Origin of the sequence: Massilia endophytica, assembly GCF_021165955.1 — a bacterium.
In the GTDB taxonomy this organism is placed as follows: domain Bacteria; phylum Pseudomonadota; class Gammaproteobacteria; order Burkholderiales; family Burkholderiaceae_D; genus Rugamonas; species Rugamonas endophytica.
The window spans coordinates 98,613-114,127 of the sequence record NZ_CP088952.1 but is presented as its reverse complement, the minus strand read 5'-3'; the positions used below and the strand labels follow the sequence as shown (position 1 = coordinate 114,127).

Below are 15,515 nucleotides of genomic sequence, written 5' to 3'. Positions count from 1 at the left end.
CCTACAGGCTGCGGCGGCTCTCGAAGTAGCGCCACTCCCCGGTCAGCGGATCGGGGAAGCCGATGGCGCGCGCCAGCAGCTTGAGGGGTGACGACACGTCGTCCTGCTTGCAGGGCAGCGCCACGGGATAGAAAGCGTCATTCACGATGGGGATGCCCAGCGCCGCGAGATGCACGCGCAGCTGGTGCTGGCGTCCCGTGTGCGGCCACAGGCGGTAGAGCACATGCCCGCCGCGCTCTTCCACCATGTCGATCATGGTTTCGGAATTGGGCTCGCCCTCTTCCTCCTTCATCGTGAAGAACTTGTCCCCCTGGACCATGCGGCTGGCATAGCTGAAGGGGAATTCGCGCCCCGGCAGCGGCCCCGCCAACGCCTCGTACTCCTTCTGCACCAGGCGTTTCTGGAACAGGGACTGGTAGGCGCCCCGGCTGTCGACATTCGACGAGAACACCACCACGCCCGCCGTTTCGCGGTCCAGGCGGTGGATGGGCACCAGGTCTTCGATGCCCAGTTTCGCGCGCAGGCGCACCAGCAGCGTCTCCTTGAGGAAGCGGCCGGTCGGAATGGTGGGCAGGAAGTGCGGCTTGTCCGCCACCACGAGGTGCTCGTCCTGATACAGCACTTCCTCCGCGAAGGGAATGGGCGTTTCCTGTTCCAGCTCGCGGTAGTAGAAGATGCGCAGGCCGCGCTTGTAGGGGCTGTCGGGCCGCAGCGGCGCCCCTTTGGCGTCCACCACGTCGCCGCGCGCCATGCGCTCGCGCCACTGCGCCTCCGTGACGGCGGGGTAGTTCGCGGCCATGAAGCTGATCATGTCCGGCCACTCGCCTTCGGGAAGCCAGAGATAGCTGGGCGTAACGCCGTCGCGCATGGGCAGCGGCGCCTTGCCGTGGAACTTGACGGTGGAGGACATTCAGGACTTCGGCAGCGGCGTGGTGCGGTACGGCGGCAGGGCGTTTGCCGGGATGCCGCGCGAGCGCGCATACACGGGCAGCACCAGCGGCATGTTCTTGTTCATTTCGGCGATGCGCGATTCGCCGCTCGGGTGGGTGGAAATGAATTCGATGGGGCGGCGCGCATTGGAGGCGCCCATCTTCTGCCACAGGGCGATGCCCGCGCGCGGATCGTAACCGGCGCGCGCCGCCAGGTCCATGCCGACCAGGTCGGCCTCGGTCTCTTCGCCGCGCGAGAATTTCAGCAGCGCCAGCTGGGCTACCGCGCCGGTGCCGGCGTCGGTAATGCGGGGGTCGACGCCGAAATAGGCCGACAGGCCAAGACTGGCGAGGCGGCCCACGATGGACGCCACCTGGGACGTGCCGGCACGCTTGCTGGCATGCTCGCGCAGCGCATGGGCGATTTCGTGGCCCATCACCATGGCCACTTCATCGTCCGTGAGGTTGAGTTTCGTGAGAATGCCGCTGAAGAAGGCGATCCGTCCGCCCGGCATGCAGAAGGCGTTCACCTGGTCGGAGCCGAGCAGGTTGACCTGCCAGTTCCATTCCAGCGCCTGCGGATTCCAGCGCGCCACATGCGGAATGATGCGCCTGGCGATGGCGCGCAGCCGCTGCACCTGCGGGTGGTCCGGCGGCGCCAGCGCTTCCTGCTGCCTGGCCTGCTGCATCATCTGCGTGTACTGCATGCCCGCCTGGCGCTCGATCTCCTGCGCATTCGCGGCCAGGCGCAGCGGGGACAGTTTGGTGACCGGAATGCCGTCCGTGGGCTGGCGGGGCAGCGGCTGCTGCGCCGGCGCGGCCTGCATGCAGAAAGCAAGAGTCAGTAAAGCGGCAGTGTGTTTCAGGGTCTTCATTACCATGTTCCGGGGACGGCCATGACATTCTGACAAAGAATGCCGTGGCGCGTCACACGATAGCACAGCTTAGCGCCCGCCCTTCTTTCGCAGCCGGAACACGGCCAGGTCGCCGCGCAGGTTGGGCAGGAAGCTCACGATGCGGCCTTCCTGCAGGGCCACGCATTCCAGCACCTCCAGCCCCACCTCTTCGGCCAGGTCGCGGAAATCCTCGATGGTGGCGCAGCGCACGTTCGGCGTGTCGTACCACTCGTAAGGCAGGGACTCCGACACCGGCATGCGCCCCTTGAGCAGGGCCACACGGTGCGGCCAGTAGGCGAAGTTGGGGAAGGACACAATGGCCTCGCGGCCCACGCGCACGATGTCGCGCAGCAGGTCTTCCACGTGCTTCATCATCTGCAGCGAGGAAAGGCAGAGCACCGTGTCGAAGGAATCGTCCCCGAAGATGTCGAGGCCCTTCTCCATGTCCTGCTGGATCACACGCACGCCGCGGCGCGTGCTCTCCAGCACCTTGTCGTCCGCCAGTTCGAGGCCATAGCCGCTGCAGCGCTTGTCGCTCTGCAGGTATTCCATCATCACGCCGTCGCCGCAGCCCACATCCAGCACATGGGCGCCGGGCTTCACCCAGTGGGCGATGAAGGCGAGGTCCGGGCGCGCAAGGCGCAGATCGTCGAAAGTCATGCGGCCTCCCTGCCGGTCTCGTTCCATACCTGCTCGTAGTAGGCGCGCACCATGTTCATGTAGCGCGAATCGTCGAGCAGGAAGGCGTCGTGGCCGTGCGGCGCATCGATTTCGGCATAGGTCACCTCGCGCCGGTTGCAGAGCAGGGCCTGCACGATCTCGCGGCTGCGCTCCGGCGAGAAGCGCCAGTCGGTGGTGAAGGAGGCCAGGAAGAACTTGGCCCTGGTGACGGCCAGGGTCTTGGCCAGGTCGCCGTCATGCACGCGGGCGGGATCGAAGTAGTCCAGCGCCTTGGTGATGAGCAGGTAGGTGTTGGCGTCGAAGTATTCGGAGAACTTGTCGCCCTGGTAGCGAAGGTAGGACTCGATCTCGAAGTCGATGCCGAAGCCGAACTTGTAGTTGCCCGTTTCGGCGATGTCGCGCAGCTTGCGGCCGAACTTTTCGGCCATGTCGTCGTCCGACAGATAGGTGATGTGGCCGATCATGCGCGCCACCTTCAGGCCGTTCTTCGGCACCACGCCATGTTCGTAGAAGTCGCCGCCGCGGTAGTCCGGATCGCTCAGGATGGCCTGGCGCGCCACGTCGTTGAAGGCGATGTTCTGGGCCGAAAGCTTGGGCGTGGAGGCAATCACCACGCAGTGGCGCAGGCGGTCCGGATACATGATGCTCCAGGCCAGGGCCTGCATGCCGCCCAGGGAGCCCCCCATGACAGCCGCGAATTGCGCGATGCCCAGCCGGTCCGCCAGGCGCGCCTGGGCATTGACCCAGTCTTCCACCGTCACCACGGGGAAGGCCGCGCCATAGGGCTTGCCGGTGGCGGGATTGGTGTGCATGGGGCCCGTGGAGCCGAAGCAGGAACCGAGGTTGTTGATGCCGATGACGAAGAACTTGTCCGTATCCAGCGGCTTGCCGGGACCGACCATATTGTCCCACCAGCCGACGTTCTTGGGATCGTCGGCATAGTAGCCGGCCACGTGGTGCGAGGCATTCAGCGCATGGCACACCAGCACGGCGTTGGACTTGCCGGCATTCAGCGTGCCGTAGGTTTCATACATCAGCGTATAGCCGCCCAGGGCGGCGCCGCTTTGCAGCTGCAGGGGCTCCGCAAATTCCATGGTCTGCGGAGTGACTATTCCTATCGAGGACATGAGGGTTAAACGAAACTAAGTACTGCTGTGGCCCCACGGGCCGTTAGGGATGCGGAACCGCGAGGGTGGGTTCCGCAGGCTTTCTTACATCGTCTGCAAGGCCAGCACGGCGTCGGCAATGGCATTCGGGTCCATCGAGCGCAGGATCTTGCGGGTCTGCGGCACGATCAGCGACATGTCGCTGTTCAGGATCTCCTGCTTGACCGACAGCAGCTGGCCCCAGTGCATCGAGAACTCTTTCAGTCCCATGCCGAGCAGCAGGCGGGTGAGCTTGGCGTCTCCCGCCATTTCCCCGCACACGGCCACGTCGATGCCCGCCTTGTGGCCGGCCGAAATGGTCATGGAGATCAGCTGCAGCACGGCGGGATGCAGGGGATTGTAAAGGTGCGCCACCTCGTAATCAACCCGGTCGATCGCCAGGGTGTACTGGATCAGGTCATTGGTGCCGATGGACAGGAAGTTCATGCGGCGCACGAACATGGGCAGCGCCAGCGCGGCGGCCGGAATCTCGATCATGGCGCCCACGTCCACCTGCGGGTCGTACTTGATGTTCGCCTCGCGCAGTTCGGCCTTGGCCTGCTCGATCATTGCCAGCGACTGCTCGATCTCGAAGGCGTGGGCCAGCATCGGGATCAGGATGCGCAGCTTGCCGTAGGCCGAGGCGCGCAGGATGGCGCGCAGCTGGGTCAGGAAGAGCTGGGGCTCGGACAGGCAGTAGCGGATGGCGCGCAGGCCCAGGGCCGGATTGAGCGCCGTGTGTTCGGTGGGGTCGAGCGGCTTGTCCGCGCCGATGTCCAGGGTGCGGATGGTGACGGGGCGGCCCTTCATGGCCATGACGGCCTTGCGGTACTGCTCGAACTGCTCGTCCTCGGACGGCATGTTGGCGGCGCGGCCCATGAACAGGAACTCGGAGCGGAACAGGCCCACGCCGTTGGCGCCCGCTTCCAGCGCGGGACCGCAATCGTCCGGCAGCTCGATATTGGCCAGCAGGGTGATGGGCGTGCCGTCCTTCGTCACGGCCGGGGTCTTTTTCAGCTTGTTCAGCTTCTTGCGGGCGCGCACGGCGGCCTGCTGGCGTTCGCGGTACTGCTCCAGCACCAGGGCGCTGGGGCTGACGATGACCACGCCCGCGTCGCCGTCGATGATGACCCAGTCGTCCTGCTCGATCAGGCGCGAAGCCTGGGACACGCCCACCGTGGCCGGAATATCCAGGCTGCGCGCCACGATGGCGGTGTGAGAGTTCTGGCCGCCCACATCGGTCACAAAGCCGATGAAGGAGCCGTCGCGGAACTTCAGCATGTCCGCCGGGGAGATGTCATGCGCGATCACCACCATCTGGGCGGCCAGTTCGTCTTCCTCCGTGCGCGGGCCCGGCAGGGGCTCGCTGCCCATCAGCACTTTCAGCACGCGCTCGGCCACCTGCTGGATATCGGCCTTGCGCTCGCGCAGATAGGGATCTTCGATTTCGTCGAACTGGGCCGAGAGCTCCTCGATCTGCGTCACCAGCGCCCACTCCGCGTTGTAGTGGCGGCTGCGGATGATATCGAGCGGCGCTTCCGAGATCATGGGATCGGAGAGAATCAGCACATGCACGTCGATGAAGGCGCCCAGCTCAGTCGGGGCGTCCTTCGGCAGCTCGTTCCACAGCGTCTGCAGCTCGCGGTGCACCGTGGCCAGGGCCTGCTGCAGGCGCTCCACTTCCGCTTCCACATGCTCTTCCGGCACCAGGTAGTGGCTCACGTCCAGCGCCGCGGGCGCCAGCAGGTGGGCGCGGCCTATCGCAATGCCGCGCGAGACCGGGATACCGTGCAGTGTGAACGATGCCATGGGCGGGCCTGGAAGATAAGAAGAGCGGCTATGGTCCAGCGGCATTTACTCGCCTTCGCCGAACCTGTCATTGACCAGCGCGGCGAGCGCGGTGATGCAATCCTGTTCGTCCTCGCCATCCGCCTCCAGCGTAACCTTGGCGCCCTTCCCTGCGGCCAGCATCATCACGCCCATGATGGACTTGGCATTGATGCGCCGCGCGTTACGGGTGAGCCAGACATCGCTTTTGTATTTGGCGGCGAGCTGGGTGAATTTGGCGGAAGCTCGCGCATGCAGACCGAGTTTGTTAATGATTTCCAGTTCTTGTTGAATCATGTCGTTCTATCGTTTCTCAATCAGGATGCCCAGCAATCGCCGCCGTCGGCACGGCGGCACTTCAGGTCGGACCGACCCTTATTCTGTTATCGACCCGCACCGCGCCGCTCTGAGCGCCGGCCAGGGCCATTTCCACCACCACGTCCAGCGTGTCGGTGCGGTAGGTGATCGCGCGCAGCAGCATGGGCAGGCTGATGCCCGCAATGACCTCCACGCGGCCGGCGTCGGCCAGCTTGTTGCAGCAGTTGGCGGGGGTGCCGCCCTTCACGTCCGTAATCACCAATACGCCCGAGCCGTCGTCCAGGCGCTTGATGGCGGCGCTGGCCATGGTCTGCACCTCGCCCAGGTCCTGGTCCGCCACCACGTCGATCGCCTCCAGCCTCTCGGTCTGGCCGCGGAACACGTGGGCCACGGCGGCCAGGAAAGCCTGTCCCAGCGGCGCGTGCGTCATTAACAAAATGCCTACCATATGCTTCCTTAGTGGCCCGCCTGCACTGCCGCCTCCAGCGCGTCGATGAACATCGCCGCGACCTGGAAGCCGGTCTGCTGGGTGATCTCCTGGAAGCAGGTCGGGCTGGTGACGTTCACCTCGGTGAGGTAATCGCCGATCACATCCAATCCTACCAGCAATAGACCGCGGGCCGCCAGTTCCGGGCCGATGGATTCGGCGATTTCGCGGTCGCGCGCCGTGAGCGGCTGCGCCACGCCCGTGCCGCCTGCCGCCAGGTTGCCGCGCACCTCGCCCGCCTGGGGGATGCGCGCCAGCGAGAACGGCACCGGCTTGCCGCCGATGACCAGCACGCGCTTGTCGCCCTTCACGATGTCCGGAATATAGCGCTGCGCCATGATCGTGGTATGGCCGTTATTGGTGAGCGTCTCGATGATGGAGCCCAGGTTCAGGCCATCGGACTTCACGCGGAAGATGCCGGTGCCGCCCATGCCGTCCAGGGGCTTGAGGATGATGTCGCTGTGCTCCGCATGGAAATCGCGCAGGCGGGTCTCGTCGGAGGTCACCAGCGTGGGGGAGGTGAACTGCGGGAACTGCGCGATGGACAGCTTCTCGTTATGGTCGCGGATGGCGGAAGGCTTGTTGAACACCCGCGCGCCCTGGCGCTCCGCCTGCTCCAGCAGATAGGTGCCGTAGACGTATTCCATATTGAAGGGCGGATCCTTGCGCTCGACGATGGCATCGAAGGCCGTGAGCGGCAGGTCCTCGGCGGCGTCGGCCGTGTACCAGTGATTGCTGTCGCCGGTGAGGTGGATGCGGCTGGCATAGGTGGTCACCTTGCCGTCGCGCAAGGCCATATGGCGCTGCTGGAAGGCGAAGACCTGGTGCCCGCGCCTGGCCGCCTCGGCCATCATGGCAAAGGTGGAATCCTTATATATCTTAAAACTTGCCAGCGGATCGGCGAGGAAAGCGATTTTCATTGGCACATCCATTACAAAGTAATAGCCGATTTTAGCCGAGATCGCTTTTTGCCGTTCCCGGGCAGGCGGGAACGGCGGTCAGTAGACTTCCGGGTTGGGGTCGGTGCGCTCCATTTCCAGCGAGGCGGCCAGCAGCGCCAGGCGGGCGACCACGCCGTAGACGTAGAAGCGGTTCGGCGCGGCCGTGCCGGGCTTGGCTTTCAGGTCGGGCACGGCGTGCTGCTGGGCGAAGGCCAGGGGCACATACTGCGAGCCCGGCGCGTTCAGGTTCTGGTCCACCCCGCGCTCGGCATGCACGCGGTAGAAGCCGCCCACCACGTAGCGGTCGATCATGTAGACCACGGGCTCGGCCACCGCGTCGTTGATGTGCTCGAAAGTCGGCACCCCTTCCTGGATGTTGAGGTCGCTCACCACCTTGCCGTCCTTGATGACGGACATCTTCTTGCGCTGGGCCTCGCTCAGATCCTTCAGCTCGCTCGCATCGCGGATGCTGATGATGCCCTTGCCATAGGTGCCCGCGTCCGGCTTGATGATGACGAAGGGCTTCTGCTCCTTCATCCCGTATTCCTTGTACTTCTTGCGGATCTTGGCCAGCACCGCGTCCACATTGCTGGCCAGGCATTCCTGCCCTTCCCCGCTCAGCAGGTCCACCTCGCCGCACTTGGCGTGGAAGGGATTGACCATCCAGGGATCGACGCCGATCAGCTTGCCGAACTTCTTGGCCACCTCGTCGTAGGCGTTGAAGTGGTTGCTCTTGCGGCGCAGGGCCCAGCCCGCATGCAGGGGCGGCAGCAGGCTCTGCTCGTGGATGTTCTCCAGGATCGCCGGGATGCCCGCCGACAGGTCGTTGTTGAGCAGGATGGTGCAGGGGTCGAAATCCTTCAGCCCCACCCGCCGCCCGTTGGCCGAGCGCTCCAGCGGCTCCAGGACCAGCATATTGCCATCAGGCAATGCCAGCGGTGTGGGCTGGGTGATGTCCGGGTTCAGGGTGCCCAGGCGCACGTGCAGCCCGGTCTGGCGGAAGATCTGCATCAGCCGCGCCACGTTCTGCAGGTAGGTGGGGTGGCGCTCGTGCACCTCGGGGATCAGCAGCAGGTTGCGGGCGTCCGGACAGTATTTGTCGATGGCCGCCATGGCCGCCTGCACGGACAGGGGCAGCATCTCCGTGGCCAGGTGGTTGAAGCCGCCGGGGAAGAGGTTGGTATCCACCGGCGCCAGCTTGTAGCCCGCGTTGCGCAGATCGACCGAGCAATAGAACGGCGGGGTGTGCTCCTGCCACTCCAGGCGGAACCAGCGCTCGATGGCGGGCGTGGCGGCCAGGATTTTTTCTTCGAGGTCGAGCAGCGGTCCGGTCAGGGCCGTGACGAGGTGGGGAACCATGCTTATATCCTTCGTGTGGGTCTTGCGAAATCACCAAATTGGGGCAAAAGCGGCAATTTAAAGGTCCGGAAAGCAAAAAAGGCGCCCCGCAGGGCGCCTTTGGCCTACCAATCCTCGCGGATCAGGAATGATATGCCGATTCGCCGTGGCTGGTGATGTCCAGGCCTTCGCGCTCCTCTTCTTCCGGCACGCGCAGGCCGATCACGATGTCCACCAGCTTGTAGGCGATGACCGCCACAATGCCCGACCACAGGATGGTGATGCCCACCGCCGTGGCCTGGGTCATGACCTGGCCCGCGATCGAATAGTCCGGCGAGCCCTTGTTGGCCACATAGTCCCAGATGCCCTGGCCGCCCAGCGAGGGCGCGGCGAACACGCCCGTCAGGATGGCGCCCAGGATACCGCCCACGCCGTGCACGCCGAACACGTCCAGCGAGTCGTCAGCGCCGATCATGCGCTTCAGGCCGTTCACGCCCCACAGGCAGATGATACCAGCCAGCAGGCCCATGACCAAGCCGCCCATCGGGCCGACGAAGCCGGCCGCCGGGGTGATGGCCACCAGGCCCGCCACGGCGCCGGAAGCGCCGCCCAGCATGGAGGGCTTGCCCTTCAGGATCCATTCGCCGAAGACCCAGGACACGGTCGCACCGGCCGTGGCCAGCAGGGTGTTCATGAAGGCCAGGGCCGCCACGTCGCCCGCTTCCAGGGCGGAACCGGCGTTGAAGCCGAACCAGCCCACCCACAGCAGGGAAGCGCCGATCATGGTCATGGTCAGCGAGTGCGGCGCCATGGATTCGCGGCCATAGCCCACGCGCTTGCCAATCATGAAGGCGCCCACGATGCCCGCCACGGCGGCATTGATGTGCACCACGGTGCCGCCCGCGAAGTCCAGCGCGCCCTTCTGCCAGATGAAGCCTGCCTTGGCCGCCTCGGCGGCCGAGGTTTCGGCGCTGGTGATGAGGTCCGGACCGGTCCAGAACCAGACCATGTGCGCCACGGGCACGTAGGCGAAGGTGAACCACAGCACCACGAAGGCCAGCACGGCGCTGAATTTCGCGCGCTCGGCGAAGGCGCCCACGATCAGGCCGCAGGTGATGGCGGCGAAGGTGCCCTGGAAGGCGACGAAGATAAATTCAGGAATCACCACGCCCTTGCTGAAGGTGGCCGCGTAGGCGAAGGCGCCCGCTGCCGGATCGTAGATGCCGTTCAGGAAGGCGCGCGCAAAGCCGCCGAAGAAGCTGTTGCCCTCGGTGAAGGCAAGCGAGTAGCCGTACAGGCACCACAGCACGATGATCAGCGCGAAGATCATGAAGACCTGCAGCAGTACCGACAGCATGTTCTTGGCGCGCACCAGGCCGCCGTAGAACAGGGCCAGGCCCGGAATCGTCATCAGGATCACCAGCAGGGTGGCCACGAACATCCAGGCGGTGTCGCCCTTCTGCGGCGTGGGCGCCGGCGCGGCGGCCGGTGCGGCCGGGGCCGCTGCCGCAGCCGCCGGGGCCGCAGGCGCTGTCTCGGGCGCCGCGGCCGGAGCTGACGCGGCAGGGGCCGCCGCAGCTTCCGCGCTGGCGGCAGGCGCCGCCGGTTTTGCATCCTGTGCCCAGCCTGGAACGCTTGCGCTCACGGCCAGCGCGACGGCCAGTCCGGCAAGCAGCTTTGTTATGGTTTGCTTCATTCAGTTTTCCCCTCAGAGTGCGTCGTTGCCGGTTTCCCCGGTACGGATACGAATGACCTGCTCCAGGTCGTAGACGAAAATCTTGCCGTCGCCGATCTTGCCCGTGCGGGCCGCACCTTCGATGGCTTCGATGGCCTGTTCGACGATGTCGTCGTCCACGGCCGCTTCGATCTTGGTCTTGGGCAGGAAGTCGACCACGTACTCGGCGCCGCGATACAGCTCGGTGTGGCCCTTCTGGCGGCCGAAGCCCTTCACTTCGGTCACGGTGATGCCCTGTACATTGATCGCCGACAGCGCCTCGCGGACTTCGTCGAGCTTGAAGGGCTTGATGATGGCGGTAATGAGTTTCATGCTAGCCTCGCGTTCAGAAAGTTTTCGAGATCGTCAGCACGGCGCCCGATCTCCCCAGGATTTTGCCGTTCGGCGCCACATAGAACTTGGTGTTGGTGTCGAAGTAGGCCAGGGACACGGTGGCAAAGCCCACGTCCTTGCTCACGCCGATCTTCCAGTCGGTATAGCTGGCGTCGGCGACGTTCTTCACGGTCTGGTGGCCCGCATGCAGGTTGACCACCCAGCCGTCGCCCATGTCCGGATTGGCGGACAGGTCCCAGTAGCTGCTGTTCTTGCTGTCGGCAAAGCCGAACAGGTTGGTCAGCGAGTGCGAATACTTCAGCGAGCCCACGCCGTAGGTCACGGCGCCGTACAGCTCGAAGGTATTGGCGTTGGGGTGCAGGTCGTTGGAAGGGTAGATGTAGCCCAGGCCGCCGACGTCGTAGCCGAAGCCGCCGCCGAGGTCGCCGCGCTTGCCGCCGTACACATCCCACTCGATGCTGGCATCGCCGCCGCCGTCCTTGACCCACTTGATGGTGGAGGCCCAGGTGCCCGCGTAGAAACCGGTGGGGTTGTTCACCCAGTCGGCGCCGCCCTGCAGCGCCGGCTTCAGGCGGGACTGGGAATAGCCGCGGAAGCGGTAGTCGCTGGTCACCGCGACGTTATAGACGATCTCGTTGTCCGGCTTGGCTTCCGGGGCGGCCGCAGGCGCTTCCTGGGCTTGCACCATTCCGCCTGCCATCGTTGCCAGAGCAAAAAGAACTGCGGAGGCGAGGGGCAGGCGCTTGGTTTTCTGTTTCATGGCGATTTCCTTTGGTTTTGGAGGAACTTTTATTCCGGTTGCGGTTTAAAATTCAGCTTGATCGTCCGGTCTCTTATCCGGTTAGCAGAATGTGTGCCAGCAAATGTTGCTGGGTCGATAGCTGCCATAAGGAGAATGTGACCGCTTTTGCACCAATTCGTCACCCTTTGCGCACCAATGTGGTGCGGATGACACAACCATTCTCACGGAGCACCATCATGGACATGAACGCCTTTCTCTCGGACCTGCAATCGAAGATCCAGCACGCGATCGACAACTCGCCGGCCAAGGACATTGAAAAGAACGTGAAAGCGATGATGACCCAGGGCTTTGCCAAGCTGGATCTGGTGACGCGGGAGGAATTCGACATCCAGGCCCAGGTCCTGGCCAAGACGCGCGCCCGCCTGGAGCTGCTGGAAACCCGCCTGGCGGAACTGGAAGCGAAGATCGCGGCGAACGCCGCGGATCAGTGATGGCGGAGGGGGCGTAGCGCCCCCATTCGCCCGTTTACCGGCGGCGGTTCAGCCAGTGGTCCAGGGACAGGCGTCCCGGGCCGAAAGCGGCCAGCACCAGCAGCAGCATGCCCCAGTATTTGTGGTCGTTGACCGCGGCGGGGCAGGACAGCATGAACAGCTGTGGGTAGGAAATCACCGCCATGGCGTTCACGAAGAACAGCCCCAGCGCAGCGGGCCGCGCCAGCAGCCCCAGGGCCAGCAGCAGGGGCAGCACAATCTCTCCCCCCGCCCCCATCACGGCCGCCAGCTCCGGCGGCAGCACGGGCACATGGTATTCGGTACGGAACAGGGCCAAGGTGGCGCTCCAGTCGCCCAGCTTCACCATCCCTGCCTTGAAGAACTGCCAGCCCACGTAGAGGCGCAGCGCGAGACTGAGCGCGGAGCCGCCCCAGTCGGCCAGGGCTGCATCGAACACGCCGCTGCGGCGGTGCAGTGCAAGAATCCATTGCATAAGAAACTCCCGGGGAAAGCAGCCGGCCTGCGGGGCGAGCGACACCGCGCAGGCCGGACAGGCGGATTACTTGGCCGGAGCGGTTTTGCCGCCCATCTTCTCGCAGCTGCCCTTGGCCACATACTTCCATTCGTTCGGATCCATGTCCTTCTTGGACTGGCCTGCGCAGGAATGCGAGCCGGTGGTGCTGGCGCAGTCGTTCATGCCTGCCTTCGAGATGCCGAAGCACTTCTCCTTGGCGGCCTTGTCGTCGGCGGCGTGGGCGCTGCCCATGCCCAGTGCGCAGGCGGCAGCCAGGGCCGATGCCAGCAGTGCGTGACGTTTTTCCATTTTGAATCTCCTATCGGGTTTGTTGGTGGGTCCAGCTTCGCCGGCAGATCCGGCTGAGGCATAGTCGTTCGGACGCTTCGATTCCTTACACGGGCCGCGCACCGAACCAGTTCAGGTCCAGGCATTCGCGCAGCCGGATGCGGGCGCGGTACAGCATGACCCAGGCGTTGGCGGCGGTGCAGCCCACAGCAAGGCAGATCTCCTCGGTCTCCATCTCCAGCCATTCCCGCATCAGGAACACGCGCGCTATCTTCTCCGGCAGGCGCGCCAGGCACATCTCCATCACGCGGAAAAACTCCTTCTGCTCCATCGCCGCATCGGGATCGCCCCATTGGCGCGGCATGCTGTGGGTGTGGCCATCCTCCTGGAACAGGGCATCGATCACCTCGTCGTCCAGCCCTTCCTCATGGCCATGGAAGCGGCGCTCGCGCGTCACCCTGCGCAGCGCATCCACGATCTTGTGCTTCAGTATCCCGGTCACATAGGTGCGCAGGGACGACTGGCCCGCGAAGCGCTCCGGCTTCTCGATCACGGCCAGCAGCGCCTCCTGCACCGCGTCCTCGGCCAGGTTCTCGTCGCGCAGCTGAAGCTGTGCGAAGCGCAGCAGCATCGGCCGCATGGCTTCGAGCTGGCGATGCAGGCAGTCGGGCGTCAGCACATTCAGGGGTAGGTCGATGGCACTCAAGTTCTTCTCGCTCGTCTGGATTTGGCGAGCCTTTTGTCGGCCCGCCCCGGCAGGGCCTTACAAACTTTTTTGAATCCCGCGCCGGTAAGGTTTGCGTTGCGCGCCGCGACTATGCAAGCGATCGGCCAACGCGCCGACAGGCGGGCCTTGCGCCCACACATTCCTATTGCCTTTGGAGGTCTTATGAAGCAAGTCATCAAATCCGGCGCCATGATCGCCGCCGCAGCAGCAGCCATGGCCGTATCGGGCCAGGTCAACGCCGCACCGAAATCGAGCGTGAGCGCGGGCGACATGGTCCACTGCGCAGGCATCAACAGCTGCAAGGGCACCAGCGCCTGCGCCACGGCGGAAAACGCCTGCCGCGGCCAGAACAGCTGCAAGGGCCGCGGCTTCCTCGAAATGAAGGCCAGGGAATGCCTGGCCAAGGACGGCAAGATCGCGGACCTGGACAAGTAAGCCGAAGCGCCCCGCCTGGACGGGGCGCTTCCGCCTCAGGACAGCATCATGGTCAAACGCCTTCCCTTTCCCGGCTTCGGGCTGGGCCTGCGCCCCGCCCACTACGCCGCCATCATCGATCAGCCGCGCCAGGTGGACTGGTTCGAGATCCTTACCGAGAACTACATGGTCCCCGGCGGCAAGCCGCTGCACATGCTCGACCGCATCCGGCAGGACTACCCACTGGCCATGCATGGCGTATCCATGTCGGTCGGCTCCATTGCGGGACCGGACCTGGACTACCTGCGGGCGCTGAAGAAGCTGGTGCGCCGCGTCGAGCCGCTCTGGGTATCGGACCATCTGTGCTGGACCGGAGCGCATGGCGTGCACCTGCACGACCTGCTGCCCCTGCCCTATACCGCCGAAATGGTGCGGCTCGTGGCAGCCAATATCCGCCGCGTGCAGGACATCCTTGAACGCCCCCTCGTGCTGGAAAACGTGTCGAGCTACCTCGCCTTCACCCAGGACAGCCTGAGCGAGTGGGACTTCCTGACCGCCGTGGCCGAGGAGGCGGACTGCCTGCTCCTGCTGGACGTGAACAACATCTACGTCAGCAGCGTCAATCACGGCTTCGACCCTTATGCCTACCTGCGCGCCATTCCCGCAGCGCGCGTGCAGCAGATCCATCTGGCAGGGCACAGCGACCATGGGCACTACATCGTGGACACGCACGACGAGGCGGTGTCCGATCCGGTATGGCGGCTGTACGAAGCGGCGCTGCAGCATTGCGGGCCTGTCGCCACCATGATCGAGCGCGACGACAATATTCCTCCCTTCGCCGAGATGGTGGCGGAACTCGCGCTGGCGCGAACGATCGCGGCGGGCTGCTTCGAGGAGGCCGCTGCATGAGCGCCCTGGCAGCCCTGTTCGCCAACTTCCAGGCCGCCCTGCTGGTGGAAGAATGCGGCGCATCGCAACTGCGCCGGGAGATCGTGCAGGGTCCCGGCCTCGATGCCTGCTCACGGGTCGGCATCTACCGCAACGCCTATCGCATACGTTTGAAGGAAGCCCTGTCCACCGCCTTCGCGCGAACGCATGCCTACATCGGCGATGCCGTCTTTCACGACCTGGCGATGGCCTACATTGCGCTGACGCCCTCCTCCGAGTCGAGCCTGCGCTGGTACGGCGCGGACTTTCCCGCCTTTCTCGCGCGCGAGCTGCCAGGCCATCCCGCCGTTGCGGAACTGGCCGAATTCGAATGGGCGCTGGCGCTTGCTTTCGATGCAGAGGACGCACGCAGTCTCACTGCCGACGGCCTGCAAGGCATCTCGGAACAAGGCTGGGACGGCGTCGGCTTCCTGCTCCATCCTTCGGCGCAGCTGCTCACCTTCGAATGGAACGCGCCCGCCATCTGGCTCGCCCTGGACCGTGGCGAAGCGCCGCCGGAGGCCATGCGCGCGGCCGTGCCCGTGACCTGGCTCATTTGGCGCAGGGACCTGCAGCCGCATTTCCGCTCGCTCGACCTGCACGAAGCCGATGCCCTGCGCGAGCTTGCGCAAGGCGACACCTTCGCCGCCGTATCGGAGCGCCTCGCTGCGCGCTACACAGACCAGGAAGTACTGCACGAAATTACCGCATGGCTGTACGGCTGGCTGCAGGACGGACTGCTGGCCGCCATCCGCTTCAACTGCGGGCCGCAAAGGCTGTAA

19 protein-coding genes are annotated in these 15,515 nt (G+C 64.9%); 4 read left to right on the top strand and 15 right to left on the bottom strand.

From position 1 onward, the window contains the following. Position 1: 1 nt before the first annotated feature. The 12 genes from LSQ66_RS00565 to LSQ66_RS00510 form a co-directional block, all read right to left on the bottom strand. Positions 2 to 910: a pseudouridine synthase gene (locus tag LSQ66_RS00565; RefSeq protein WP_231767880.1), complete on the bottom strand. Its 909-nt coding sequence runs from the start codon at positions 908 to 910 to the stop codon at positions 2 to 4. Further along, positions 911 to 1,804 (bottom strand): M48 family metallopeptidase, encoded by an 894-nt coding sequence (locus LSQ66_RS00560; protein WP_231767879.1) that lies wholly within the window; start codon positions 1,802 to 1,804, stop codon positions 911 to 913. A gap of 69 nt (positions 1,805 to 1,873) precedes the next feature. After that, positions 1,874 to 2,485 carry a methionine biosynthesis protein MetW gene (metW, locus tag LSQ66_RS00555; RefSeq protein WP_231767878.1) on the bottom strand — a complete coding sequence of 204 codons (612 nt, stop codon included), beginning with the start codon at positions 2,483 to 2,485 and terminating at the stop codon, positions 1,874 to 1,876. Continuing rightward, positions 2,482 to 3,600, bottom strand: coding sequence for a homoserine O-succinyltransferase MetX (gene metX / locus LSQ66_RS00550; RefSeq protein WP_231767877.1), 1,119 nt, complete (start codon positions 3,598 to 3,600; stop codon positions 2,482 to 2,484). The genes metW and metX overlap by 4 nt, the downstream gene beginning before the upstream one ends. A 117-nt stretch (positions 3,601 to 3,717) precedes the next feature. Then, positions 3,718 to 5,460 carry a phosphoenolpyruvate--protein phosphotransferase gene (gene ptsP, locus LSQ66_RS00545; RefSeq protein ID WP_231767876.1) on the bottom strand — a complete coding sequence of 581 codons (1,743 nt, stop codon included), beginning with the start codon at positions 5,458 to 5,460 and terminating at the stop codon, positions 3,718 to 3,720. Between the two features lie 45 nt (positions 5,461 to 5,505). Beyond that, positions 5,506 to 5,775, bottom strand: coding sequence for an HPr family phosphocarrier protein (locus LSQ66_RS00540; RefSeq protein ID WP_231767875.1), 270 nt, complete (start codon positions 5,773 to 5,775; stop codon positions 5,506 to 5,508). Positions 5,776 to 5,836: 61 nt separating this feature from the next. Beyond that, positions 5,837 to 6,244 carry a PTS sugar transporter subunit IIA gene (locus tag LSQ66_RS00535; protein ID WP_231767874.1) on the bottom strand — a complete coding sequence of 136 codons (408 nt, stop codon included), beginning with the start codon at positions 6,242 to 6,244 and terminating at the stop codon, positions 5,837 to 5,839. An 8-nt stretch (positions 6,245 to 6,252) separates the two neighbouring features. After that, positions 6,253 to 7,203: a glutathione synthase gene (gshB, locus tag LSQ66_RS00530; protein ID WP_231767873.1), complete on the bottom strand. Its 951-nt coding sequence runs from the start codon at positions 7,201 to 7,203 to the stop codon at positions 6,253 to 6,255. A gap of 78 nt (positions 7,204 to 7,281) precedes the next feature. Further along, a complete protein-coding gene (gshA, locus tag LSQ66_RS00525) occupies positions 7,282 to 8,583 on the bottom strand; it encodes a glutamate--cysteine ligase (RefSeq protein WP_231767872.1) in 1,302 nt (433 codons plus the stop codon). A gap of 121 nt (positions 8,584 to 8,704) precedes the next feature. After that, the gene (locus LSQ66_RS00520; protein WP_269449123.1) at positions 8,705 to 10,258 is read right to left on the bottom strand and encodes an ammonium transporter; all 1,554 of its coding nucleotides are present in this window, start codon (positions 10,256 to 10,258) and stop codon (positions 8,705 to 8,707) included. A 12-nt stretch (positions 10,259 to 10,270) separates the two neighbouring features. Then, complete coding sequence (locus LSQ66_RS00515; protein ID WP_231767871.1) at positions 10,271 to 10,609, bottom strand: P-II family nitrogen regulator; 339 nt, start codon at positions 10,607 to 10,609, stop codon at positions 10,271 to 10,273. Between the two features lie 13 nt (positions 10,610 to 10,622). Beyond that, the gene (locus LSQ66_RS00510) at positions 10,623 to 11,390 is read right to left on the bottom strand and encodes a TorF family putative porin (protein WP_231767870.1); all 768 of its coding nucleotides are present in this window, start codon (positions 11,388 to 11,390) and stop codon (positions 10,623 to 10,625) included. A 218-nt stretch (positions 11,391 to 11,608) separates the two neighbouring features. Here LSQ66_RS00510 and LSQ66_RS00505 point away from each other — a divergent pair, with 218 nt between their 5' ends. Beyond that, positions 11,609 to 11,863 (top strand): accessory factor UbiK family protein, encoded by a 255-nt coding sequence (locus tag LSQ66_RS00505; protein WP_231767869.1) that lies wholly within the window; start codon positions 11,609 to 11,611, stop codon positions 11,861 to 11,863. Between the two features lie 34 nt (positions 11,864 to 11,897). Here LSQ66_RS00505 and LSQ66_RS00500 read toward each other — a convergent pair whose 3' ends face one another. The 3 genes from LSQ66_RS00500 to LSQ66_RS00490 form a co-directional block, all read right to left on the bottom strand. Further along, entirely contained in the window at positions 11,898 to 12,356 is a 459-nt protein-coding gene (locus LSQ66_RS00500; protein ID WP_231767868.1) for a DoxX family protein, read from the bottom strand. 66 nt (positions 12,357 to 12,422) lie between these two features. After that, positions 12,423 to 12,686 (bottom strand): BufA1 family periplasmic bufferin-type metallophore, encoded by a 264-nt coding sequence (locus tag LSQ66_RS00495; RefSeq protein WP_231767867.1) that lies wholly within the window; start codon positions 12,684 to 12,686, stop codon positions 12,423 to 12,425. An 85-nt stretch (positions 12,687 to 12,771) separates the two neighbouring features. Beyond that, the gene (locus tag LSQ66_RS00490; RefSeq protein ID WP_269449122.1) at positions 12,772 to 13,371 is read right to left on the bottom strand and encodes a sigma-70 family RNA polymerase sigma factor; all 600 of its coding nucleotides are present in this window, start codon (positions 13,369 to 13,371) and stop codon (positions 12,772 to 12,774) included. A 183-nt stretch (positions 13,372 to 13,554) separates the two neighbouring features. Here LSQ66_RS00490 and bufA2 point away from each other — a divergent pair, with 183 nt between their 5' ends. From bufA2 to LSQ66_RS00475, 3 genes are read left to right on the top strand one after another with little or no spacing between them, the layout of a single operon-like run. Beyond that, complete coding sequence (gene bufA2 / locus LSQ66_RS00485; RefSeq protein WP_231767866.1) at positions 13,555 to 13,827, top strand: BufA2 family periplasmic bufferin-type metallophore; 273 nt, start codon at positions 13,555 to 13,557, stop codon at positions 13,825 to 13,827. Between the two features lie 48 nt (positions 13,828 to 13,875). After that, positions 13,876 to 14,715, top strand: coding sequence for an MNIO family bufferin maturase (bufB, locus tag LSQ66_RS00480; RefSeq protein WP_231767865.1), 840 nt, complete (start codon positions 13,876 to 13,878; stop codon positions 14,713 to 14,715). Continuing rightward, positions 14,712 to 15,515 carry an HvfC/BufC N-terminal domain-containing protein gene (locus tag LSQ66_RS00475; RefSeq protein ID WP_231767864.1) on the top strand — a complete coding sequence of 268 codons (804 nt, stop codon included), beginning with the start codon at positions 14,712 to 14,714 and terminating at the stop codon, positions 15,513 to 15,515. Before bufB ends, LSQ66_RS00475 begins: the two co-directional genes overlap by 4 nt.